The sequence below is a fragment of the Microvirga terrae genome, assembly GCF_013307435.2.
Classification (GTDB): Bacteria; Pseudomonadota; Alphaproteobacteria; order Rhizobiales; family Beijerinckiaceae; genus Microvirga; species Microvirga terrae.
Map to the genome: position 1 here is coordinate 5020327 of NZ_CP102845.1, position 24127 is coordinate 5044453.

At 63.7% G+C, this 24127-nt stretch carries 22 protein-coding genes; 12 read left to right on the forward strand and 10 right to left on the reverse strand.

Annotated features, from left to right (window positions below):
* Positions 1 to 11: 11 nt before the first annotated feature.
* Both HPT29_RS23535 and HPT29_RS23540 read right to left on the reverse strand, forming a co-directional pair.
* On the reverse strand, positions 12 to 752 hold the full coding sequence (locus HPT29_RS23535) for a Crp/Fnr family transcriptional regulator (RefSeq protein WP_349774707.1): 741 nt from the start codon (positions 750 to 752) through the stop codon (positions 12 to 14).
* Positions 753 to 837: 85 nt separating this feature from the next.
* Complete coding sequence (locus tag HPT29_RS23540; protein ID WP_173949396.1) at positions 838 to 1125, reverse strand: hypothetical protein; 288 nt, start codon at positions 1123 to 1125, stop codon at positions 838 to 840.
* Between the two features lie 142 nt (positions 1126 to 1267).
* Here HPT29_RS23540 and HPT29_RS23545 point away from each other — a divergent pair, with 142 nt between their 5' ends.
* From HPT29_RS23545 to HPT29_RS23560, 4 genes are all read left to right on the forward strand, one after another.
* Positions 1268 to 2296, forward strand: a complete 1029-nt coding sequence (locus HPT29_RS23545; RefSeq protein WP_173949397.1) for a chemotaxis protein CheB — start codon at positions 1268 to 1270, stop codon at positions 2294 to 2296.
* Positions 2297 to 2416: 120 nt separating this feature from the next.
* A complete protein-coding gene (locus HPT29_RS23550) occupies positions 2417 to 6034 on the forward strand; it encodes a CheR family methyltransferase (protein ID WP_173949466.1) in 3618 nt (1205 codons plus the stop codon).
* A 76-nt stretch (positions 6035 to 6110) separates the two neighbouring features.
* A complete protein-coding gene (locus HPT29_RS23555) occupies positions 6111 to 7001 on the forward strand; it encodes a LysR family transcriptional regulator (protein WP_173949398.1) in 891 nt (296 codons plus the stop codon).
* A 96-nt stretch (positions 7002 to 7097) separates the two neighbouring features.
* Entirely contained in the window at positions 7098 to 7298 is a 201-nt protein-coding gene (locus tag HPT29_RS23560) for a hypothetical protein (protein WP_173949399.1), read from the forward strand.
* A gap of 103 nt (positions 7299 to 7401) precedes the next feature.
* On the opposite strand, the gene HPT29_RS23565 is transcribed toward HPT29_RS23560, so the two are convergent.
* The 5 genes from HPT29_RS23565 to HPT29_RS23585 all read right to left on the reverse strand — a co-directional run bounded on the left by HPT29_RS23565 (position 7402) and on the right by HPT29_RS23585 (position 12537).
* A complete protein-coding gene (locus HPT29_RS23565) occupies positions 7402 to 7617 on the reverse strand; it encodes a hypothetical protein (protein ID WP_173949400.1) in 216 nt (71 codons plus the stop codon).
* Between the two features lie 245 nt (positions 7618 to 7862).
* Positions 7863 to 8627 (reverse strand): LuxR C-terminal-related transcriptional regulator, encoded by a 765-nt coding sequence (locus HPT29_RS23570; protein WP_173949401.1) that lies wholly within the window; start codon positions 8625 to 8627, stop codon positions 7863 to 7865.
* A 281-nt stretch (positions 8628 to 8908) separates the two neighbouring features.
* Entirely contained in the window at positions 8909 to 11209 is a 2301-nt protein-coding gene (locus HPT29_RS23575; protein WP_173949402.1) for a putative bifunctional diguanylate cyclase/phosphodiesterase, read from the reverse strand.
* Positions 11210 to 11580: 371 nt separating this feature from the next.
* A complete protein-coding gene (locus HPT29_RS23580; RefSeq protein ID WP_173949403.1) occupies positions 11581 to 11871 on the reverse strand; it encodes a hypothetical protein in 291 nt (96 codons plus the stop codon).
* A 246-nt stretch (positions 11872 to 12117) separates the two neighbouring features.
* Positions 12118 to 12537, reverse strand: a complete 420-nt coding sequence (locus HPT29_RS23585; protein WP_173949404.1) for a DoxX family protein — start codon at positions 12535 to 12537, stop codon at positions 12118 to 12120.
* A gap of 250 nt (positions 12538 to 12787) precedes the next feature.
* Here HPT29_RS23585 and HPT29_RS23590 point away from each other — a divergent pair, with 250 nt between their 5' ends.
* On the forward strand, positions 12788 to 13585 hold the full coding sequence (locus HPT29_RS23590; protein ID WP_173949405.1) for a DUF1194 domain-containing protein: 798 nt from the start codon (positions 12788 to 12790) through the stop codon (positions 13583 to 13585).
* Positions 13586 to 13609: 24 nt separating this feature from the next.
* On the opposite strand, the gene HPT29_RS23595 is transcribed toward HPT29_RS23590, so the two are convergent.
* On the reverse strand, positions 13610 to 14596 hold the full coding sequence (locus HPT29_RS23595; protein WP_173949406.1) for a Bug family tripartite tricarboxylate transporter substrate binding protein: 987 nt from the start codon (positions 14594 to 14596) through the stop codon (positions 13610 to 13612).
* A gap of 213 nt (positions 14597 to 14809) precedes the next feature.
* Here HPT29_RS23595 and HPT29_RS23600 point away from each other — a divergent pair, with 213 nt between their 5' ends.
* Both HPT29_RS23600 and HPT29_RS23605 read left to right on the forward strand, forming a co-directional pair.
* Positions 14810 to 15067: a hypothetical protein gene (locus tag HPT29_RS23600; RefSeq protein WP_173949407.1), complete on the forward strand. Its 258-nt coding sequence runs from the start codon at positions 14810 to 14812 to the stop codon at positions 15065 to 15067.
* A 220-nt stretch (positions 15068 to 15287) separates the two neighbouring features.
* On the forward strand, positions 15288 to 16919 hold the full coding sequence (locus tag HPT29_RS23605; protein WP_173949408.1) for an alpha-D-glucose phosphate-specific phosphoglucomutase: 1632 nt from the start codon (positions 15288 to 15290) through the stop codon (positions 16917 to 16919).
* A gap of 6 nt (positions 16920 to 16925) precedes the next feature.
* On the opposite strand, the gene HPT29_RS23610 is transcribed toward HPT29_RS23605, so the two are convergent.
* Positions 16926 to 17339: a VOC family protein gene (locus HPT29_RS23610; RefSeq protein WP_173949409.1), complete on the reverse strand. Its 414-nt coding sequence runs from the start codon at positions 17337 to 17339 to the stop codon at positions 16926 to 16928.
* A 349-nt stretch (positions 17340 to 17688) separates the two neighbouring features.
* Here HPT29_RS23610 and HPT29_RS23615 point away from each other — a divergent pair, with 349 nt between their 5' ends.
* Entirely contained in the window at positions 17689 to 18069 is a 381-nt protein-coding gene (locus HPT29_RS23615) for a hypothetical protein (protein ID WP_173949410.1), read from the forward strand.
* Positions 18070 to 18072: 3 nt separating this feature from the next.
* Here HPT29_RS23615 and HPT29_RS23620 read toward each other — a convergent pair whose 3' ends face one another.
* Positions 18073 to 19134, reverse strand: a complete 1062-nt coding sequence (locus HPT29_RS23620; RefSeq protein ID WP_173949411.1) for a LacI family DNA-binding transcriptional regulator — start codon at positions 19132 to 19134, stop codon at positions 18073 to 18075.
* A gap of 254 nt (positions 19135 to 19388) precedes the next feature.
* On the opposite strand from HPT29_RS23620, the gene HPT29_RS23625 reads away from it, so the two are divergent.
* From HPT29_RS23625 to HPT29_RS23640, 4 genes are all read left to right on the forward strand, one after another.
* Positions 19389 to 20909: a sugar ABC transporter ATP-binding protein gene (locus HPT29_RS23625; RefSeq protein ID WP_173949412.1), complete on the forward strand. Its 1521-nt coding sequence runs from the start codon at positions 19389 to 19391 to the stop codon at positions 20907 to 20909.
* Positions 20906 to 21904 (forward strand): ABC transporter permease, encoded by a 999-nt coding sequence (locus HPT29_RS23630; protein WP_173949413.1) that lies wholly within the window; start codon positions 20906 to 20908, stop codon positions 21902 to 21904. The genes HPT29_RS23625 and HPT29_RS23630 overlap by 4 nt, the downstream gene beginning before the upstream one ends.
* Positions 21905 to 21968: 64 nt before the next feature.
* Positions 21969 to 22919 carry a substrate-binding domain-containing protein gene (locus HPT29_RS23635; RefSeq protein ID WP_173949414.1) on the forward strand — a complete coding sequence of 317 codons (951 nt, stop codon included), beginning with the start codon at positions 21969 to 21971 and terminating at the stop codon, positions 22917 to 22919.
* 135 nt (positions 22920 to 23054) lie between these two features.
* A complete protein-coding gene (locus HPT29_RS23640; RefSeq protein ID WP_173949415.1) occupies positions 23055 to 24116 on the forward strand; it encodes a sugar phosphate isomerase/epimerase family protein in 1062 nt (353 codons plus the stop codon).
* Positions 24117 to 24127 lie beyond the last annotated feature (11 nt).

Genomic DNA, 24127 nt, shown 5'->3' on the forward strand with positions numbered 1-24127 from the left:
AGACAGCCGTATCAGCGCTTGAGGTGAAGATAAGCGGGGTCGAAGTCGCCGGCCACTTGAAGGGCTTCCCAGTCGGGAATGTGAAGCGTGCCTCCGCGCAGGACGATCAGTCCCTCGCCTCTGAGATCCTGAAGCACCCGGTTGACATGGACCGTGGACAGTCCCAGGGCATCGCCGAGCTCATTCTGGGTGACCGGCAGGTCGTAACCGTTCTCACCGGCAAGCCCGACCGCCTTGAGGCGCATCTGCAGTTCGCACAAGAGATGGGCGATGCGCTGATAAGCCGAACGCCGCCCGATGCCGATCATCCATGCGCGAAACATGGCCGCGTCGATGAGTGTGTCCCGCCACATGACAGCATCGAGGCCAGGGTGCCGCTCCAGAACGGCGTGAAGGCTCTCGTGCGGGATCAACGCGATGCTGCTCGTCGCGAGAGCCCCGATGCTGTGGTCCATCACCTTCAGATGAAGGCTCTGCAGATCCGGAATGTCGCCCGGAATATAGAAGCCCATGATCTGCCGCTTGCCGTCCGAAAGGATCTTGTATCGGCAGGTGAACCCGCTCAGGACCAGGCAGCATTCCGAAGGCCGGTCACCGTCACGGACGATGTCACTGTCCGCTTCGAAAACCTTGACGCTCATCGGCAGGTCCAAGATCGCCTGCTTGTCCTGATCGGACAGATCCGCAATGGCGTCCAGCTTCCAGAGAAGAGGATTGAGACTGGCCTGTTTGTGCATGGCAAGGTTCATCATAGCACCTCCAGACCTTCTTTGCAGAACGATATTGCCCAGTTCGGGGCTCGGGAAACGCCCCTCCCCCGTGCGATATCGCTCCCCCTCATTCCTTCGTCATGGGGCTTTGCTGGACATGGGTCGAGGGTAATGCTCCTTGCCGCGCCAGCTCGACCAGGATCTCGTCCCGGTGGCCATGCCACGCCACCAGCGTTTCAAGAAATGTTTGCAGCAGCTTCTCTGCTTCGCTCACATCGTGGCCGTCACGACGCAAGGCTTCGATCAAGACGATCTGGTCGGTCACTCGCCTTTCCCCATCGGCAATATCGCGCTCGGCCCTGGCGAGAGCCTCCTGTTCGGCTGAACGACCCAGCATGGCCACGCTCGCGTCCATTGTGTTGGCGTCCCACCTACCGACGCGGCTCCCAAGACTTAAGTTCCCGTCAACACTGGAAAAATCTGCATCCCACCCTGCCCTTCGGGAACAGACGCGTCGACCGGATGTTCACTCCCTGAGAACAATCCGAGAGCCGTCTATGAGCAATCGCGACATCATCGTTATCGGCGGATCCTCGGGAGCGACGGCCCCCCTCAAGACGATCCTGGGCGCGCTTTCCCCGGATCTGCCCGCCGCCGTGTTCATCGTGCTGCACATCCCGGCCCGGAGCATCGGAATCCTGTCGACGGTCGCATCGGCGGCCGGGCCCCTGCCCGTGCATGCCGCCGCCGATGGCATGCCGATCACGTCCGGCCATGTCTACCTGGCCGTTCCGGATCATCACCTCATCCTGACCAAAGGGTGCATCAAGCTGGGCCGGGGACCGCGGGAAAACCTGGCCCGCCCCGCCATCGACCCGCTGTTTCGCTCCGCCGCCGCCGCCTACGGATCCCGGGTCATCGGGATCATCCTGAGCGGATTGCTCAACGACGGGGCCTCGGGTCTTGAGGCCGTGAAGCGCTGCGGCGGCGTCGCCATCGTGCAGGATCCGACCGAGGCCATCGCCGAGGAGATGCCGCGGAGCGCCTTGGAGGCGACGTCGGTGGATCTGTCGGTGCCGAGCATCCGGATCGGCGACGTGCTCTCCGATCTGGTCCGGGAGCCCGCCGGCCCAAGCCTGCCCGTTCCGCCGGACATCCGCCTGGAGGTCGACATCGCGGCCGGGGAACGGGTCGACAGCGAGGTCATCGGAAAGTTCGCCGATCCTGCGGCGCTCACCTGCCCCTCCTGCGGTGGGGTCCTGTCCAAGGTGCGCGGAGGAAAGCCGCTCCGGTTCCGCTGTCAGGTCGGCCACGGCTTCACGGCCGACCTGGTCGCGAAGGAGCAGGAGAACGCCGTGGATGAAGCCCTGCGGGTCGCTCTGCGCATCATCGAGGAGCGGGCCGAGCTGGTCGCCCGCATGGCCGAGGACGGACGCCGAAGCGGTCGCAAGGCGGTGGCAGAGATGTACGATGAGAGGGCTCTCGAATACCGTGGTTACGCCGACACCTTGCGCCAGGCCGTCCTCCAGTCGATGACCCCCCTCGCGCCGCGCGTCGACGAAGGCGGACAGGACAACCAGGAATAGGCTGCAGCGTCATGACAGAACTTTGAGAGGTGGTGCAATCCTCTATAGTATGGCAAACCCCTCCCCGAGCTGGGAATCGTCACCGTGGCCGCTAAGAACAACGCCAAGAACAACAAGACAATCTCCTCAGAATCCGTCCGAACTGGCGAAGCCGGGCGGCGGGGCGTCTTCTCGGTCGTTGCAGCAGGAGCGTCCGGGGCCGACAGCCATTCCCTTGAGCGCTTCCTCACCGGGCTGAAGGTGGGCGAGGAGATGTCGGTCGTTCTCGTCTTCCAGCAGCGGGAGGCGTTGAACGAAGAGCGATTCAGATCAGCGCTCTCGGAGCAGGGGCTGACCCTGACCTCGGCGGCTCACGGAGCCCTCGTCGAACCCGGAAAGATCTATTGGTCGGCTCCCAACACGATCCTGACGGTCGAGGACGGTCGCTTCCATATCCGTGCCGCGCAGGAGCCACCGGGCGAGCGGGGCACCATCGACAGCTTCCTCATCTCGGTTGCCCAGGATCAGGAAGAAAAGGCCATCGGGGTCATCTTCTCCGGGACGGACGGGGACGGGACGCTCGGCGTCACGGCTCTCAAGGAAGCGGGCGGCCTCACGCTCGCGGAAGAAAGCCCTGAACTGGCCGGAGAAGGGATCGTCCCCAACCACAGCCCCGCGGCTCTCGTCGATTTCGTCCTGCCTCCGGAGGAACTGGCGGAGAGGGTGCAGCTCTATGTGAGCCATCTCGCGCGCTACAGCGAGGCGGCCCATCTCGAGGCGGAGGCCGCCGAGATCTCGGGCGCCCTGGCCAGCATCGCCACGATCCTGCGCAACCAGACCGGCCACGACTTCCACGGCTACAAGCCGAACACCTTCCTCCGCCGCGTCCAACGCCGCATGCAGGTCGTCCAGGCCGAGACGATCGACGCTTACGTGGAGTTTCTGCGCGTCCATGCCGAGGAGGCTCAGAGCCTCTTCAACGATCTTCTCATCGGCGTCACGCAATTTTTCCGGGATCGCCGGGAATTCGAGCTTCTGGAATCGCAGGTGGTCCCCAAGCTCTTCGAGGGCAAGACCCGCAGCGATCAGATCCGGATCTGGGTGCTTGGCTGTTCCACGGGCGAGGAGGCCTACTCCATCGGCATTCTGCTGCGCGAATACATGGCGGGGCTGGACGCCGTGCCGCATGTGCAGATCTTTGCGAGCGATATCGACGGCCGCGCCCTCGCGTCCGCCCGGGTTGGCCGGTACACGGAAGCCATCACGAAGGACGTAAGCCCCGAACGGCTGGCCCGCTGGTTCGTCAAGGAGGGCAACACCTATTGCGTGGTGAAGGAATTGCGGGAGATGTGCATCTTCTCGCAGCACAGCGTCATCAAGGACGCTCCGTTCTCGCGCCTCGACATGATCTCCTGCCGCAACCTGCTGATCTACCTCAATGCGGATCTTCAGGACCGGGTCATCCCCCTCTTCCATTTCGCGCTCAGGCCGGGAGGCTACCTGTTCCTCGGCAACTCCGAGAACATCTCGCGCCATACGAGGCTCTTTGCACCGATCGATCGCGGCTATCGCATCTTCCAACGCCTGGAAACGAGTGCCCGGATCCTACCGGACTTCCCCTTCACGGCGGTCGACCGCAAGCCCGCCGAGGGCCCGTCGCTCCTGCGGCCGCGGCGGATCGAAGGCAGCTTCGCGCGTCAGGCCGAGATGATCGCGGAGCGCTACGCCCCGGCCTATGTGGTGACGGACGAGAACTTCGACGTCATGCATTTCTCAGGGCGAACCGGGCGCTACATCGAGCCGGCCGGCGGCACGGCGACGCTCAACCTGTTGAACCTCGTTCACAGCGACCTGCGCCTGGACCTCCGCGCAGCCTTGACCAAGGCGGCCGAAGACCACAAGACGATCCAGATCGACGGTCTCCGGATGGGCTCGAACGGCAAGAGCCTGATCGTCGACATCGTCGTCGAGCCCCTGCGCGATCAGCCCAACGCGGCACCGGGCTTCGTCGTCGTGTTCAAGGACAGCGCCGCTCCCGTCGCCGAGGAGGCCAGCACCACGGCTGGCAGTTCCTTCCTCCGTGACGAGCATGTGCAGCGTCTTGAGACCGAACTGCGCGTGACCCGCGAAAGGCTTCAGGCCACCATCGAGGAGCTCGAGAGCACCAACGAGGAACTGAAATCATCGAACGAGGAATACCAGTCCCTGAATGAGGAGCTCCAATCCGCCAATGAGGAGCTTGAGACCTCGAAAGAGGAGCTGCAATCCGTCAACGAGGAACTGACCACCGTCAACGGCGAGCTCGCACACAGGGTTCAGGAACTCGGTCGCTCGAACAGCGATCTGAAGAACCTGTTGGAGAGCACGCAGATCGCAACGATCTTTCTCGACAATGACATCCGGGTGATGAACTACACACCGGCTGTCACCGAGATCTTCCACCTCGTCGAGACGGATGTCGGGCGTCCGATCGCGCATATCAAGTCGCGTGTGGCCTATGACGAGCTTCAGGACGATGCCCGGCGCGTGATACGGACGCTCGGCAGTGTCGATCGCGAGATCGAGGATCCGACGACGGGCACCCGCTACATGATCCGCGTCCTGCCCTATCGCAGCGTCGATAACTATATCGGGGGCGCGGTGGTCACCTTCATGGACGTCACGCCGCTCACCCGGGCGCAGCAGGCCCTGCGCGAAAGCGAGGAGCGTTTCCGCGCCATGGCCGAGCAGGCCGAGGTGGGCATCGTCATGACGGATCGCGAGAGCCGTGTCATCTATGTCAACGATCGCTATTGCACGATCCTCGGCATGACGCGTGAGCAGATCGTCGGCCGCACGGTTCAGGAGCTGACGAATCCGGAGGAAGCGGGACGCAACGGAGGGCTGCTCGAGCGTGCGGTCTCCAGCGGGGAATCGTTCGTGCAGGAGGGCCGCCACCTTCGCCCGGATGGCTCGCTCGTCTGGGTGCGGAACAACGTCAGCGCTCGACGCGACGCCGCAGGACAGGTGGTCGGCGGCCTGACCGTGGCAATCGACCTCACCGAGCGGGTTCGTGCAGAGGAGGCGCTGCGGGCGAGCGAGAAGCATACCAAGCTCCTGCTCGCCGAACTCCAGCACCGCGTCCGCAACACCCTGGCCGTCGTGCGATCGATCACACGGCGAACGGCCGCGAACAGCGAGACGGTCGACGACTACGCCATGCATCTCGAAGGGCGCATCGAAGCCTTCGCCCGCACCCAGACCATGGCCACCCGGACGGCCGATGCCGGAATCAATCTGGAAGAGCTGGTCAGGGACGAGTTGCTCGCCCATGCGGTTCGGGACGACGAGAAGGCTCATGTGGACGGACCGCCCGTCCGGCTCCAGACGGCCGTAGCGGAGAAGCTGGGAATGGCGATCCACGAGCTCGCCACCAATGCGGTCAAATACGGGGCTCTTTCGGAGACCGATGGCCATATCGACATCACCTGGCGCATCGAGGCGGTCGACGGCGACCGCAAGCTGCGGCTGGAATGGCGGGAAAGCGGTGTTCGCGTGGCAGCCTCGGCCCCGCGCCGGCGCGGCTTCGGCACCGAGCTGATCGAGCGCACCCTCCCCTACGAGGTCGACGCGACGACGGAACTTGAATTCACACCAGGCGGCGTTCGCTGCGTGATCGAGTTTCCGCTCAACCAGCGGACTGCGGTTCCGGATGCCCCATCCTCATCGCGTCGGCGCCCCGAGGACGATCAGACCGATGCCCCGCACCATCCCTCTTGAAGATTGGGCTTGACCTGACAGGCTACCGTGTTCTCCATTTGGCCGCACGTCGCGCCGCCAGCCTAAGGGATCCGCATTGGACTGGGACAAGATCAGACTGTTCTACGAGGTCGTCAGCGCCGGGAATTTCACCCGCGCCGGCGAGAAGCTCGGTGTCAACCAGTCGTCGATCAGCCGGCAGATCAGCGCTCTCGAGCATGAACTGAAGGTCCCGCTCTTTCATCGGCACCCCCGTGGCCTCGTCCTGACGGAGCACGGCGACGTGCTCTTCCGGGCCGCTCAGGACATCCGCGTCCGCCTGGACGAAACACGCCAGCGTCTGACCGAGACGAGCGAGCGTCCGGCAGGGGAACTCAAGGTCACGGCGACCGTCGGCATCGGCGGCATCTGGCTCGCGCGGCGCATTGCGGAATTCCTCGATCTCTACCCGGAAGTGCACATCCAGCTCATTCTCACCAACGATGAACTGGATCTTGCGATGCGGGAGGCGGACATCGCGATTCGCCTGCGCCTGCCGGCTCAGCCCGATCTGATCCAGCGCCGCCTTTTCACCATCCAGTATCACGCCTACGCGGCCCACACTTATATCGAGCGTTTCGGGGAGCCCGAGAGCATCGACGACCTCGACCGGCACTCCATCGTCTGCCTCGGCGGCGATCAGCCACCCTTCATCCTCAACCTGCATCATCTGACGAGCCTGGGCCGAAACCCCAAGGATCCTCGTCCCAGCCGGTTCGTGGTCAATGACAGCCTGGCGCTCCGGCAGGCGATCGAGAACGGAGCGGGGATCGGCATGGCTCCCGACTACGCCATGAGCAACAACCCACGGGTCAAGCAGGTTCTTCGTGACGAGCAGATGCCGACCCTCGACAGCTATCTCGTCTATCCGGAAGAGATGCGTTCGGTGGCGCGCGTCCAGGTCTTCCGCGACTTTCTCGTCTCGAAGGCCCAGCGCTGGGACTTCTGACCCGAGCGGTTCGAGCGGAGGAAAGGCTCAACCTCATTTTCTCCACGATTCTTAGGCTACTTGAACCTTTCCAGATATTCTCGGGGCTCCATTCCCATGTCACGGTCTTTCGTTGCTGTTCTCAGCATTGCCCTTGGCCTTCCGTTTCTCATTCTCCTGGCCCTCGTCTCCTCGGCTTCAGGGGTCAGCGCGAGCGTGCTCACGAACGCGCTTGGCCTCGTGGTCATGTCGGTGGTCCTGATGCTGGTCGTCTTCGAGATCAAGCGGATCGCCGATCTGCCCCCGGATGCCCATTGAGTTCCGGTTCCGCCGGCCGCCAGGGGGAACCCGGCCCAAATGAAAAGAGGACCGGGCGTTCAACGCGCGATCCTCAGGTCTTCTACTTCGATAGGGGAATGAGTTAGGCCGCGGCGCGCGATCGATCCGGGTGCTCTTCCGCCACCGCGCGCTCAAGCGCCATCAAAAGAACTCCGATGTCTTCATGAAGAAGATTGATAGCGTTGCGAGCGTATTCGCGAAACTCGTCTTTGATGACTTCAGCTTCGCCATCCCAAAGGAAGTCTTCATGCTCGGCATCGTAAAACGCACGAGCGACCAGCTCGACCTGATAATCCATGTATGCCCCACTGCACCGTTCTGGTGATTTGTTTTCAGTCTGATCCTGCGGCGCCAATACGCTTTTACATCGTTGGCCGCGTGGTCCGCCGTCAGGACGAGATCAGGCTTACAGCCGGGCTCGACTGATCCGCAACTCGCCACATGGGCTACCCCCTTGGGAGTAGCGTGCGCGGCGACGACCTAAGTCCATGAGGCGATTCGCGGAATTCAGCCAGAAAGAAGTCAGGGGTCGGCGAATTATCTTTACTCCCGCGGAACCAGGGAGCGTGAATTTTCCTGTGCGAAGTCGAGATTTCCGGTCGCCCACATGGCCGCCTGAGTGCGGTTGGAGGCCTTGACCTTCCTCAGGATGGCTTTGATGTGGACCTTCACCGTGGCCTCGGCGACACCGAGCTCCCGCGCGATTATCTTGTTCGACGCCCCCTGAGTGAGGCAGCGGAGGATCTGGGCCTCCCGATCCGACAGCTTGTTCTGGAGCGCTGCGGGATCATTGGCGGGTGCGGGGGCGCTGCTGTGGCTGAAACGGGCCCGACCCTGTCGGACCTGTTCGAGGAGCGTGAGCCCGATCGAGGCCGGGATGTAAGTCTCGCCGAGGATCACGATCTCAAGAGCCTTGACCAGGGCGTGCCGATCCATGCTCGTCGGGCAGAAGCCATCCAGACCGGCGCGGCAGAGTTCCATGACCGATTCAGGTTCCATCGCGTCCGCCAGAACGACCACCTTGGCGGATGGGTGGCGTGCCTTCAGTTCCTCCGCGGCGGAAGCATACTCGGCTATCGACCGGCTGTCGCAGATGATGAACAGCGCGGGCTCGTCGTCGGCGAAGGCTGGCAGGTTCGAGAGATCCTCAAATGACTCTCGCGAAAGGGTAAAGCGCGTCCCTGAAAGGATATGGCTGATGCCGGTGCGCAGGAGGAGATTCTGACAGATCAGGACAGTAGCGACATTTTGGAAAGGGTCCTGAGCAATGGGAAGAATCTGCTCCTTGTAGACAACATCGTGTCTCATACTTGCTATGCCCCCGAGTAACGTTCTGCGATGTACCATGTCGGATCGTTTCGCCGTTCACATGTGACGTGGGGCGAGTGAGCCTTGGTCGAAAGGTGTCGGATCCAGGTAGCCGATCCGTGATCGGATCAAGCGTGGCGACAACATTCGGTAGAGGCATTAGTTCCTTGAGGCGATCGTCCCCAAAGGGGTAACTCTCCGCATGTCGAAGCATGGCGGCGGAGGCGTGCTGCCTTCTGTCCATCGAACGAGGTTGCTGCATTCTCCCGGCGATCCGCTGTTCAGCCGGCCGTGAAGGCCGAAGAGTCGAAGTAACATTGCAGCGCCTTCGCGTCAGGACGGTTCAGCAATCGCGTTATCTGTTCCTGCGAGAGCGCCCTGGAGAACAGATGTCCTTGCATCTCGTTGCAGCCTGCCGTGTGCAGGAACTTCTTTTGGATCTCCGTTTCCACACCTTCAGCCGTGACGGTCAGGGACATCGCATGCCCGAGCGATACGATCGCCTTGATGACGGCTGCGGCCCTGGTTCCCTGTCCCAGGCTCTGGATGAAGGAGCGATCGATCTTGATCTTGTCCACCTCGAAGCGGTGAAGATAACCCAGGCTCGAGTAGCCCGTGCCGAAATCGTCGAGAGCGATGCGGAACCCGGCATCTCTCAGCGCGCGGAGCGTGTCGGTCGACCCACATTCCTCGTCCAGCAGAACGCTCTCGGTGACTTCAAGCTCGATCCGTCCTGGATCCGCTCCACATTCGCGGACGATCGAGATCACGTGATTGGCAAAGCCGCAGGATCGGAATTGAACCGGCGAAAGATTGACCGACACGAAGACATCGGGCCAGCGCCTCGAGGCGAGGCAGGCCTCACGCAGGATCCAATCCCCCAGTTGGACAATCAAGCCTGTTTGCTCCGCGACCGGGATGAACTGGCTCGGCTGGATGTATCCACGCGTGGGATGCCGCCAGCGGGCAAGAGCCTCCACGCCGACAATCGTATCTCCGCTGAGGGCGATCTGCGGCTGATAAGCAACCTCAAGCCCTTCACCGGTCGCAAGCGCAACGCGAAGCTCCTCTTCGACGATCCGGCGCAGAGTGACGGTCTCATCCATCTCAGGCGTGAAGACCCGATAACAGTTTCGCCCTTCGGCCTTGGCGCGGTAGAGCGCGATATCCGCCTTTCGCAGAAGTTCACTGCGGTCCGTTCCAGCGTCGGGAGCGAGCACGAGACCGATGCTCGTCCCGACGAAGATCTGGTTGCCCATGATGTCATAGTGCTCATGAGCCAGCGCAAGGATCCGCTCGCACAGGGTTTCCGGTCCCTCCATTCCCGGGGCACAGACCTGCACGATGGCAAACTCGTCGCCTCCCAGGCGGGTAATGGTGTCGTTCCTTCCGACCAGTCTGGACAGGCGGATCGAAAACTCCCGGATGAGGCTGTCACCCGCAGGGTGTCCAAGGGTGTCGTTGACATGCTTGAAGCGATCAAGATCCAGCATCAGCACGGCGATCCTCTCGCCATCCTGCCGGCGTGCGATGGCATGGTTGAGCCGGTCCTCGAACAGCGCCCGGTTGGGCAGTCCGGTCAGCACGTCATGGAAGGCCAGATGATGAGCCTGAGCCTCACTGGCCTTCAGTTCGAGAACAGTTCTTTCCAGCGCCGACATCGATTGTCTCAGACGTCGCACGAGCGCGCCGAGCAGGAGGAGAATGATCGTCGCCGCAACGGCCATGGCGGGTTCGACAGCTTTGAGGAGCCGGTTCCCCGGAAGTTCCGGCTTCCAGACGAAGTAGCCGATGAGATCGCCCACGTCCGATCGGACCGGCACCGATATCTCACTCTGTCCCGGATTATCGACGACGGAGAAACGCAACCCTTCGATCAGGTTCTGCTCGGAGATCCGCTTGATGAAGTTCCCGTCGAGATACCGGATTCCCACCAGGAGGAACTCCTTGTCCTGAGGATAGGCCACGGCATCCGACTCGGGAACGATCTTCATGATGCTGACGGCCGCAGGCCGGCCGAGCAGTTCGAGAAGATGGGCGTCGTAAACGGCCTTTCCGGTGATCAGGTGCGGCGCCTCGGCGTTCTCCGCGACATGATCCCGGTGCGGAGACTCCGGGGCCCCGCGAATTCCCGCGACGAGGCTGCCGAGACTGTCCCGGACGCGCTCGAATTCGTGGTTCGAAATACGCGTTCCATCGATGACCGCATTGACCGGCTCGTTGCGGCCGTCGAGGATGTAGACCTCCTCCTGCCCGAACGTGCGGCTGAGCCAGACCCCGATATTGGCGTCGATCCATTTCAGATCCATCGGGCTCTTGGCGAGCTCGATGATGGCATCGTCCCAGATGGCAACCATCTCCTGCTCTCGCGCGAGCTGATGGACCACGGCGCGGATGCTGCGGTCCATCACACGAAGCTGGCGCTCGGCGGAGACGTCGTTGCTCTTGTTGACCGCCCAGAGGATCGAAGCGGCTCCGAGGGAAAGGGTCGCCGCGGCAACGAGCAGAACGGGCAGGATGACGCTGCGGATGAAAGGCAGGCCCGCACGATGAACGGAAAGAATCGAAAGAATACTCTTCAACACGTCGGCACCAGAGCGATCGCCGGCGCTTGCTCGACCAAAAGGTCGCGACGGGATCGCGTTGAAAGAATTTCTGAGGAACGGAAACCGTCGGATTCTCACCGACCTGGCAGGAGGGCATCATGCCTTTGAGCCGCGCGCTGTGCGGACAGCGACTCAACCTGCCACGGGTATCATGCCGGCAATCGTAGTCTTCTACGGCGACCCTACGATGTCATGAACGGGGGCAAGCCGCCAGAAGACTTGGATTGTATGGTTAAATTTCGCACCTGGCCCGGCGTGGTATGGCTCGCCCGGAGCTTCGGACCCCATCATGCCGGTGGCGGAAGGATCATCGGAAGGCCGTGGCTTCAAGGCTCGCCGGGCTCAGCTCACTCGGGCTGCGCGTGATCTTCCAGGGCTTGGATGAGCTCCATGCACTTCTCCGCCACGATGGCAGAGACCTTCGGGTCGCCGTGGTAGTGGCGCATGGCGACGGCATTCGCCTGCTCGAACAGATCGGTCAGGTTTCCGGAGATGAAGGGACGGGCGCTCGGAAAATCGAAGGCCTTGGCCTCGGATCGGGGCTCGGATCGTGATGGGCGCTTGGGCTCGAACAGCGTCAACACTTCACACCGATCGGCAATCTTCTTGAGATCCTTGAACGCGATGATCTCGGCCATTTCCTACTCCACGCAATACACGGGGCCCCGCCTTATCCTCTTCTGATGCAGAGGTCATGGGGCTTATCCGAAAAACGGGCGGTTCATGAAAACCGTTCCCAAGAATAATCGCAGGCGCCGGCAATGTGACCTTTCTCTTCCGGGTTACGATCTTTGAGCCCGCATCATGCCGGATGCGTCTGAACGGCGCCGCTCCGTTGCCGGCACCGCAGAAAGGGCCCGACGCCATGGCGGCCCTCGTGCCCGTCAGCGCTCCCACGAATGACGCGGCCCTGTCGGCTGCCTTGCCCTGTCGACGCTCCAAGCGCCCGGGCCGGTAAAGACGAACAGCAGGAACACGAAGCAATACAGGATGGCCGCATCGCCGCCGTTCAGGGCCGGGTATGGGCTCTGGGGCGCATGAAACATCCAGTACGCCACAGCCATTTCGCCGGCCAGGACGAAGGCGACGGGCCGGGTGAACCACCCGATCAGGATCAGAAAGCCTCCGGCCAGTTCCAGTACGGCTCCGATCCCGAAGAGGGAGAGGAGCGGCGGCATCCCGCCCTCGGGAGGGGCCGGGAAGCCGAAGAGCTTCTGCGTTCCGTGCTCCATGAAGATCAGCGCCGTGACGATCCTCAGGATTGCGAGTGCGTAGGGCGACCAACGATCGAGAGTAGCGGACATGCGGATCAGAACCTTCTGCTTGTGATCGGCCCGTCGAGGCGAGCCAGGGTTTCGCCGTCCGGGTTATAACGCAGTCAGGAAGGAGGGCCACCGCCTCGCAGCGGCGCCCCTCCTCAAAGATTCCGGTAACCGCAACATGATTACCGAGCCTTCACGCTAAAGTGAGGCCTCCCCGTCGGTTCCTGAGACGATCTAACCTTGCCGAGGGGTGGATTCGTGTCAGCTTCTGTTCAAACGAATGGAGGTCGGGATGGGTGTCAGGCGTCTGGGTATGGTCGCGGCTCTCATGGCGGCATGGCTCTGGCTGCCGATCCCCGACGCGCGGGCGGAGACGGAGGTGGACGTTGCTCTGGTCCTAGCGGTGGATGTTTCGCGCTCCATGGACCCCGACGAGCAGGAGCTCCAGCGCCAGGGCTTCATCGAGGCCTTCCGCTCACCCCAGGTGCATGACGCCATCCGCAATGGCATGCTCGGCCGGATCATCGTCACCTATTTCGAATGGTCCGGCGTCGACTACCAGAACGTCATCGTCCCATGGACGATCATCGACAGCCCGGAGACGGCCCTGAAATTCGCCGACGGTCTGCACGACAATCCGATCGGACGACTGCGGCGGACATCGATCTCGGGCGCGATCGATTTCGGGGCGAAGCTGCTGGAGCAGACCGGGGTCGAGCCCGTCCGGCGCGTGATCGACATTTCGGGCGATGGTCCCAACAGCAGCGGGCGAGGCGTCGCTGCGGCCCGAGACGAGGCCGTCGCGAAAGGGATCACCATCAACGGGCTTCCCATCATGCTCAAACGCCCGAGCGGGTTCGGCGACATGGAGAACCTCGATCTCTACTACAAGGGCTGCGTCATCGGAGGCGAAGGCGCTTTCCTTGTCCCCGTTCGCGAGCGCCAGCAATTCGCCGACGCCATCCGCACCAAGATCATCCGCGAGATCGCGGCTCTTCCCGACCGTTCCCTGATCCGGACGATCCAGGCGGAGGTGCCGGCCAACTGCCTGGATGGCGAGCGCGGGATGTATCGCTGGGACCGGAACTGACGGATCTGCGTCCCAGCAGAGGCCCTACTCGAGCGTGATATTGGCGGTCCGGATGACCTTCTCCCACTTCGCGCCTTCATCCTGCATGTAGGCGGCCATTTCAGCCGGAGAGCTCTGGAGCACGTCGATGCCGGCGCCGATCAGCTTGTCGCGGATCTCCGCATTGGCCACGACACGGCGATAGGTGTCGTTGAGCTTGGAGACGATCTCGGCCGGGGTGTTGGCCGGCGCGACGAAGCCCTGCCAGGCCCAGGCCTCGAAGCCCGGGTGATCGGCCGCCACCGGCGGCACGCCGGGAAGCCCGGAAAACTCCTTAGGCGAGGCAACCGCGATGGCCTGGATCGGACCGGAGAGCTGTGAACGCGCCGTTGCGAAGTCGATGAACATCATGTCCACCTGCCCGGCGACCAAATCCTGCACGGCCGGGGCGGCGCCCCGGTAGGGCACGTGGGTGAGCTTGATCCCGGCCGCCTGCGAGAGCAGCTCGGTGGCGAGGTGGAACGGGCTGCCGAGGCCCGGCGTCGCATAGTTGATGCGGCCCGGATTCTTCTTCGCCTCGGCCACGAGCTCGCGGATCGATTTCACCGGCAGCTTGTTGGTGTTGACGAGGAGCACGAGGGCGAAGCGTCCGGTCAGCGAGATGGGGGTGAAATCCTTGGTGGGATCGAAGGACAGCTTCCGGTACAGGGTGCGGTTGGTCGCGAAGGTCGCCGTATCGCCCAGGAGCAGCGTGTAGCCGTCGGGCTCGGCTCGCGCGGCCGACTCGGCCCCGATATTGGTGCCGGCTCCGGGCTTGTTCTCGATGACGAATTGCTGGCCGAGCTGCTCGCCCATGGCCCCGAAGGCGAGACGGGCGAAAAAGTCCGTTCCGCCGCCGGCCGCGTAGGGGACGATGACCCGAACCGGCCGGGTGGGATAGGCCGATTGTGCGGAGGCGGACCAGGGTGCCAGAGCCGCGGCCGCCGGTGCGGCGGCCAGGGTCCTGAGGATGCTGCGGCGGGTCGGATTCATGGCGTTCTCCCGGACATGGGTCCTGTTATAGGGTTCGGGCCTCGGGCTGCAGATAGCGGACCCGATGTCCGTGACCAAGGTCGACTTAGGTTGAGGATTGGCTCGCCAGACCGGCGGTCCCGCTCAGTTTTTTGCCGTCCCGACTGAACATGGCGGCATTCCCTGCATTCTCCCCCTGAGCGACGAAAAACCCTCCATGACAGGAGATGACGCATGGGCGTGAAAAAGGAAGAAGACGACCTGGTCGATGCCGGCTCGGAATACTCGTTCCCGGCCAGCGATCCGCCCTCCTATATGGGCGGCTCGGCCGTCGCCGGCCCTCCGCCGCAGAAGGAGCCGGCGCGGGAGCCCGTCACCAAGGCGGTGTCCGATCCGGACGAGGTGAAGCCGGTCTGCGATGCCCCTGAGGGCACGGATCCTGCCCAGTCCGGCGCCGCGCCGAAGAAGCACTCCGGCGGCAACAATCCCTGACCTGCGCATGCGACAGGTCTCCGGCATGCTCCTGGTGACGGCGCATGCCGGAGATCATGGTGGATTCCACCAGCCGATTCTCACACTTTCATGCGGCCTTCATCTTGGCAGTGGCATCTGCACGAGGTGACCCTAAAATGGTCCTTGATCCCGCCCGGGATCGGCGAAGCATTCGACAAGAGGCCTGTCAGGGCCCGCCTCAAGGAAGTGATCTGCACCGATGGCGACCACCCGCATTCCGACGACCCCGTTCTCCGACCAGCGCCCCGGCACGTCCGGTCTGCGCAAGAAGGTCACCGTCTTCCAGCAGCCCCGGTACGTGGAGAACTTCATCCAGGCGATCTTCGACACCGTCGAGAACAAGGATGGCTCAACCCTGGTGATCGGCGGCGACGGGCGCTTCTTCAATGAATCCGTGGTCGAAACCGCGATCCGGATGGCGGCGGCGAACGGCTTCGGGCGCGTTCTGGTCGGACAGAAAGGCCTCCTGTCCACGCCGGCCGCCTCCTGCGTGATCCGCAAGCACAAGGCCATCGGCGGCCTCGTGCTCTCGGCCAGCCACAATCCGGGCGGCCCCGACGGGGACTTCGGGATCAAGTTCAACATGGCCCACGGGGGGCCGGCGCCGGAATCCTTCACGGAGGCCGTGTTCAAGCGCGCCAGCGCGATCACGGAATACGCAATCGTCGAGGGGGCCGACATCGACCTCGGCCGCATCGGGTCGACCAGGGTCGGCGACATGGCCGTCGAGGTGATCGATCCCGTGGCCGACTATACGGAGCTGATGGAGCAGCTCATCGATTTCGAGAAGATCGCCGAGCTGTTCCGGTCGGGCTTCCGCATGCGTTTCGATGCCCTGAGCGCCATCACGGGCCCCTATGCGAAGGCCATTCTCGAGGACCGCCTCGGCGCGCCGGCGGGAACGGTCGTCAACGGCGAGCCGAAGCCGGATTTCGGCGGCCACCATCCCGATCCGAACCCCGTCCACGCCCATGACCTCATGGAGCTGATGTACGGGCCCGACGCGCCCGATTTCGGAGCCGCCTCCGACGGCGACGGCGACCGCAACATGATCGTGGCGCCGAAGCTGTTCGTGACGCCGAGCGACAGTCTCGCCATCCTGACAAACCATGCTCATCTCGCCCCCGGCTATGCGAAGGGCCTTGCCGGGGTGGCGCGCTCCATGCCGACGAGCCGGGCCGCCGACCGGGTGGCCGCGAAGCTCGGCATCAACTGCTTCGAGACGCCCACAGGCTGGAAGTTCTTCGCCAACCTCCTGGATGCGGGCCTCATCACACTCTGCGGCGAGGAGAGCGCCGGCACGGGCTCCAACCACATCCGCGAGAAGGATGGCTTGTGGGCCGTGCTGCTGTGGCTCAACATCCTGGCCGTCGCCCGCAAGCCGGCCGATCAGATCGTGCGTGAGCATTGGGCCACGTTCGGGCGCGATTACTACACGCGCCACGATTACGAGGAGCTCGAGACCGCGCCGGCCAACGCATTGATGGATGCTCTCCGGGCGAAGCTCTCCACCCTGCCCGGGCAGCGCTTCGGCGGTCTCACGGTCCAGGCGGCCGACGATTTCGCCTACACGGATCCCGTCGACGGTTCCGTGACGCCGAAGCAGGGCATCCGCATCCTCTTCGCCGAGGATGCCCGCGCGGTGTTCCGCCTGTCGGGAACGGGCACGTCGGGCGCGACGCTGCGGGTCTATCTCGAGCGCTTCGAGCCGCATGCCGACCGGCACGACCTAACGACCGCCGAGGTTCTGGCGCCCGTCGTCCAGGCAGCCAACGAGATTGCCGAGATCGCGAGCCGCACCGGCCGCACCGAGCCCAGCGTCGTCACCTGACGCCGCCTAGTAGGTTTCCCAAAGCCCCGGCGTCGCCAGTTCGAGCAGGTGCCCGTCGGGATCGCGGAAATACACGCTGGTCCCACCACGGGACCAGGTGGTGCGGCTCTCGATCGGTATCCCCCGCTCCTGCAGCCGCGCCTCCCATGCGCCCAGTTCATCGACGGAAACGGCGAAGCCGATATGGAGTGGTCCCGCGCCATCATGGGCCGGGATCGTCCCGCCCGGGGTGGGCATCGGCTCGTTGGAGCCGCCGCGCAGGAACAGGAGCAGCACGCTCCTGCCGCCCACGTCGAAGGCGCACATGCGCCGGTTGCTGAACAGCAGCCTCAGGCCGAGGTCGTCCTCGTAGAAGGCCAAGGCCCGCGACAGGTCGTCCACATAAAGCGCAGTCTCGAGAATGGCATTCAGCTGGGGCATCTCTGGCCTCTTGAGGATCCTCGCCTGCCTGTATTTTGTCCTCCTGCGCCGTTTTTCACCGCCCGTTCGCCTTGAAAGTCCGTCATTTCACGGCGGCGAAAAATTGGGCAATGGTGCTGACCTTTTAGTCTTGAAACAGGGCGGCGGGGCGCTTAATTATTGCAATGCAACACGGCGATTGGCGTCGCAGCGTTGCTGCCCTTCTTGGGCGTTTCCTCCCTAAACTTCGGGCCGTTGGCAACAACGGCCTTTTTTCTTGGGCGCAGCAGGTGGATTCTGCACCGGCCGTGAAACCCGGAACATCGGGTGACCCCGACGGTTTTCCCTCAGCGGAGCCCCGGAGACACCGATGTCCACCCGTCCAGATACCCCACGCAACGCCGACATTCCTCCGACGCGCACGGTCAAGCCGATGGACGCGCCGCCCCTGACCGAGGGCTCGACCACGGCGCAGCTGAAGGGTGACATCAACAGCGGCCGCACAGGTGACAAGAACGCGGTGTTCGATCCGGGCCTCTCCCCGCTCGGCACCGACGACGAGGCTGGCGGCACGCCGCCCACGCCGGAGCAGGTCGATCAGGCCCGTCACCAGGAATCCTCCGTGCGCTGGAAAGACGGCGCCGAGAAGGACAGCTACGCCCATCAGGATTCCCGCAAGGCTCTTTATGCCTTCGTCGGCTTCATCGGCCTGGTGCTCGTCCTGTTCGTGGGCGCCTTCTCGATGTTCTGATCATCATCGAAGCGGCACGACGCTGTCCCGGATCACCAGGTCGGTCTCCAGACGGATCCGCTTGGGCGAAGGCCGCCCCTGCAGCAGATCGATCAGGGCCGAGGCCGCGGCCTGTCCCAGTTCCCGGCGCGGCTGATGGATCGTGGTCAGGGACGGCTCGGCCACGGCGGCAAACTCGATGTCGTCGAAGCCGGCCACCGAGATGTCGTCGGGGACTTTCAGCCCAGCCGAGAAGACGGTGCGCATCAAACCGATGGCCATTTCATCGCTGGTGCAGAACACGGCTGTCGGCCGGGTGGTCCGCCCCACCAGGGACTGCCCTGCCCTGACGCCCGCCTCGATGGTGTAGTCCCCTGGGATGACGAGGGCGGGATCGAACGGCAGGCCGGCACTTTCCAACCCGCCCATATATCCCTGAAAGCGTTCACGCTCGAGGATGTTGCCGGCCGGACCGCTCACATAGGCGATGCGCTTGTGGCCCAACGCGGCCAGATGCTGCGTCATGCGGGAGGCTGCCGCGCGATTGTCGATCTCGATCTGAGGAATATCGGCGTTCGGGATTGCTTCGCAGAGGGCAACGAGCGGGATCGACAGGCGAGCCGGACTTCCCTCCCCGTCGCGGCTCTGCCCGAACAGGTGGCCGTTGAGGAGAATGGCGCCATCGACCCGTCCCGCCGCCGTAAAGGCCGCGAAATGCGCCTCCTTCTCGGGCGAGCCGTCGAGATCGCTGATGATCATACCGTATCCGGCTTCGAAGAGCGTTTCCTCGATGCCCCGCAGGATCTTTGAGAAGAAGGTGTTTGCAAGGTCCGGCAAAACGACCAGCACCATGTAGGTTTTCTGTGACCGAAGGGTGCGCGCGGCAGGGTTGGGCACGTATCCGGTCTTGGCGATGGCCTCCAGAACCCGCGCCCGAGCCTCGGGAGAAACCCGTTCCGGCGTGGCGAGAGCCCGGCTGACCGTGGCTGTCGAGACATCGGCGAGTTTGGCGACGTCCTGAATTCGCGCAGCGCGGGCCGAAAACCCTGACTGCTCCGGTTCGTCCTTCTGCCCGACGTCGTCCATCGACCTCCCCCTACCATGGTTCTGTTTGACAGAAGCTGAGGTTTCGGTAAAGTTTTATGTAAACGATTACATAGGGGCGTTGCCGACCCCCATGTCAGCTCTACATCGCCCAATGTCCCGGCAGAGGACAGGCCGACATACCAGGAGGAAACGAATGCCAGCTCACGCGCCGTCCAGTTGATCCTCGCCCGCACAAGCCCCTGACGCCCGTCTTCCGAGGGGAGGCGAGCGATGCCGCTCATCCGGAGCCGTTCATGGAATCCGTTCTTCGCGCAGAGAACATCTCGAAATCCTTCGGACCGATCGAGGTCCTGAGCGGCATTTCACTGGATCTGAAGCCCGGCGAGGTCCATGCCGTCATCGGCGAGAACGGAGCCGGCAAATCGACTCTGATGCGGATCCTGTCAGGCCACATCGCGCCCACGAAAGGCAGCCTGCATCTGAACGGCCAGCCGATCACCTTCTCTGGGCCCGTGGATGCGGAGAGCCACGGCATCGTTCTCGTGCACCAGGAAATCCTTCTTGCGCCCGACCTGACGGTTGCGCAGAACCTCTTCCTCGGCCGCGAGATCCGGCGCTTCGGCTTCGTCGACGACAAGGTGATGCGCGATCGGACACGGGCGATCCTGCGTGAACTTGGCACCGGCATTGATCCCGACCGTGAGGTCAGTCGCCTGTCCATCGCCGACCGGCAGCTGGTGCAGATCGCCCGAGCGCTGCTGGTGCCGCACAAGGTGGTGGCCTTCGACGAGCCGACCGCGGTTCTCACGCCGGTCGAGGCCGAGAGTCTGTTCGAGATCATCCGGAAGCTGCGCTCCCAGGGCGTCTCCGTCCTCTACATCTCGCACCGCCTGAATGAGGTGAAGGCGGTTGCCGACCGTGTCACCGTGCTGCGCGACGGGCGCCACATCGCGACCCGCGACATCGAAGGCCTGGAGCCGCTCGAGATGGCTCGTCTCATGGTCGGCCGCGACATGTCCAAGCTCTATCCGGACAAGCCGGCGACCGCCTCCGACCAGCCCCTTCTTGGCGTTCGCGACATGGTGGTGCCCGGCTATGTGGAGAACGCGTCCTTCACCCTGCATCGCGGCGAGATCCTCGGCTTCGGCGGCCTGATCGGCGCCGGCCGTACCGAACTGTTCGAAGCGCTCGTGGGGCTTCGTCCGGGCCATGGCACGATCACCCTCGACGGCAAGCAGGTTCATTTCCGCGATGCGCGCGAAGCGATGGCAGCGGGCATCGTCTATCTCTCCGAGGACCGGAAGGGCAAAGGCCTGCTGCTCCAGCAGAACCTCCGGGTCAACCTGACCCTGGCAGCCCTCGAAAAGTTCAGCCATGGGTCCTTCATTGATGGCGGCGGCGAGGAGAAGGCGCTCGACAGGGCGATCAAGGACTTCGACATCCGCACCCGGCGGCGCGATCTTCTCGCCGGGCAGCTGTCTGGCGGCAATCAGCAGAAGCTGCTGCTCGCCAAGATGATGCTGGTCGAGCCCCGCATCGTCATCATCGACGAGCCGACCCGTGGCGTCGACATCGGCACCAAGGAGCAGATCTACCGCTTCATCGCTTCCCTCGCCGCCGAAGGCCGCGCGGTCGTCGTCATCTCGTCCGAAATGCAGGAACTGATCGGCCTGTGCCATCGCGTCGTGGTGATGCGCAACGGGCGCGTCGCAGGCGAGGTTGCTCAGGGCGATCTGTCGGAAGATTCCATCGTTTATCTCGCCACCGGCGTCCATGAGGAAAGGGCGGCGGAAATCGCCGCAGGCCACGCATGACCGAAACCGTGCTTCGCTCGAGCGCTGAAAAGCGCCGGTTCAACATCGACATGCGGGCTCTCTCCCCCTTCATCGCGCTCGTGGTGCTCATCATCGCGGGCGCGCTGATCAACCCGGATTTCCTGACCGCGTCGAACCTGCTCAACGTGGTGACGCGCTCGGCCTTCATCGCCATCATCGCCGTGGGTGCGACCTTCGTGATCGCCGGCGGCGGGCTTGATCTCTCCGTCGGGTCCATGGCGGCGCTGACGGCCGGTGTCATGATCCTGACCCTGAACAATCTGGGTGGCGGGGACGTGGGCACCCTGGCGCTCGGCATGCTCGCGGCGATTGCCTTGAGCGCAGCCTGTGGCCTGGCGAACGGCCTCATCGTCACCTTCGGGCGCATCGAGCCCTTCATCGTGACGCTCGGCACCATGGGCATCTATCGTTCGCTCGTGATCTGGCTTGCGGCCGGCGGCACGATCACCATGCGCAATTTCGAGCTGCGCGAGCTCTACCGGCCGATCTATTTCGACAGCATTCTCGGCATTCCGATCCCGATCATCGCGTTCCTCGTGGTGGCCGCCATCGGTGCGCTGATCCTTTATCGCACCTCCTTCGGCCGCCACGTGGTGGCGCTCGGGTCCAACGAGGACGTGGCACGCTACTCGGGCGTGCCGATCTGGCGGGTGCGCACGCTGACCTACATCATCCAGGGCATCTGCGTCGGCATCGCGGTTCTGGTCTACGTGCCGCGCCTCGGCTCGGCCACGCCGACCACGGGCCTTCTGTGGGAATTACAGGCCATCACGGCCGTGGTCATCGGCGGCACCGCCCTGAAGGGCGGCATCGGCCGCATCTGGGGCACGGTGGTGGGAGCCGTGATCCTCGAGCTCGTCGCCAACATCATGGTGCTGTCGAATTTCGTCTCCGAGTTCCTCGTGGGCGCGGTTCAGGGTGCCATCATCATTATCGCCATGCTCGTGCAGAGGTCAGTCCACCGAGGGCGATGAAACCGGTGCCAAGCCCACCGGACGAGGGAGAAAAGGCTTAATCAACCCTTCAGGGAGGAATGAGATGAAAGCAACGGTACTGAAGATCGCGGTCGCGGCGGGCCTCATGGCCGGCGTCGCCACCGGGGCGATGGCCCAGCAGAAGAACGTGACGATCGGCGTCTCGATCCCGGCCGCCACCCATGGCTGGACCGGCGGCGTCGTCTACCACGCGCAGGAGACGGCCAAGCAGCTCGAGAAGGGCTATCCGGGCCTCAAGGTGATCGTGAAGACCTCGCCGGACGGCGCCGCGCAGGCGAACGCCCTCGACGACCTGACCTCGCAGAAGGTCGATGCCCTGGTGGTCCTGCCCTTCAACTCGGACGAGCTGACGAACCCCGTCCGCGAGATCAAGAAGCGCGGTACCCTCATCACCGTGGTCGACCGCGGCCTCAAGGACCCGTCGATCCAGGACATCTACGTGGCCGGCAACAACCCGGAATTCGGCCGCGTCGCCGGCAAGTACTTCGTGGACAACCTGAAGCAGGGCAACGTCGTGGTGTTCCGCGGCATCCCGACCGTGATCGACGAGGAGCGCGTGACGAACTTCGAGAAGGCTCTCGAAGGCTCGGGCGTGAAGGTGATCGACAAGCAATATGCCAACTGGAACCGGGACGATGCCTTCAAGGTGATGCAGGACTTCCTGTCCAAGCACCCGAAGATCGACGCGGTCTGGGCGTCTGACGACGACATGGCTCTCGGCATCATGGAGGCGATCCGGCAGGCCAAGCGCGAGGACATCAAGTTCGTCCTCGGAGGCGCCGGCATGAAGGACATGATCAAGAAGGTGATGGACGGCGACAAGATGATCCCGGCCGACGTGTCCTATCCGCCGTCCATGATCTCTACCGCCATGGGCGTCACCGCGGCGCATTTCTACACCAACGCTCCCATGCGCGGCACCTACGTGCTCAACGCCCAGCTGATCACGAAGGACAACGCCAAGGAGCACTACTTCCCGAACTCGCCGTTCTAACAAAGCGACGTGGCTCTCGCCTCTCCTGCCCGGGAGAGGCGAGGCAACGGCAAGCCGCTCGACCGCCGCGCGGCTTTCCCTTGCCGATCCTTGCCGGTTTTCCGCCTTCACTCACGCCATATCGGGAGTTCACCCATGAAGACCATGAAGGGCCCCGGCCTCTTCCTTGCGCAGTTCGCAGGCGACGAGGCTCCATTCAACTCGCTCGACGCGATCTGCGGCTGGGCCGCGTCCCTCGGCTACAAGGGCGTTCAGATCCCCACCTTCGACCCGCGCCTGATCGACCTCCAGAAAGCGGCGGAATCGGACGCCTATTGCGACGAGATCGCCGGCATCGTGCGCTCCCACGGCATGGAGATCACCGAGCTCTCCACGCACCTGCAGGGTCAGCTCGTCGCGGTTCATCCGGCCTACGACGAGGCCTTCGACGGATTCGCGGCGCCCGAGGTGCGCGGCAATCCCAAGGCCCGGCAGGAATGGGCGGTCAACCAGATGCTGATGGCGGCGAAAGCCTCCAAGCGCCTGGGCCTCAACGCCAGCGTCACCTTCCCGGGCGCGCTCGCCTGGCCGTTCATGTATCCCTGGCCGCAGCGGCCCGCCGGTCTCGTCGAGACCGCGTTCGAGGAGCTGGGACGCCGCTGGAAGCCGATCCTCGATGCCTACGAGGACGCCGGCTGCGACGTCTGCTACGAGATCCACCCGGGCGAGGACATTCACGACGGCGCCACCTTCGAACGCTTCGTCGATGCGGTCGGCGGACACCGGCGCGCCTGCATCAACTACGATCCGAGCCATTTCCTGCTGCAGCAGCTCGACTATGTGGCCTTCATCGACCTCTATCACGAGCGCATCAAGGCGTTCCACGCCAAGGACGCGGAGTTCAACCCGTCGGGCCGCGTCGGCGTCTATGGCGGCTACGAGAGCTGGATCAACCGGGCCGGCCGGTTCCGCTCGCTGGGCGACGGACAGGTGGATTTCGGCGCCATCTTCTCCAAGCTCGCGGAGTACGACTACGATTCCTGGGCCGTGCTGGAATGGGAATGCGCCCTGAAGCACCCGGAGGACGGTGCGCGCGAAGGCGCGGAGTTCATCAAGGCGCACATCATCCGCGTGACGGAAAAGGCCTTCGACGACTTCGCCGCCGGCGGAACGGACGAGGCGGCCAATCGCCGGATGCTCGGTATCGACGCCGCGTAAGGGATAAGGGG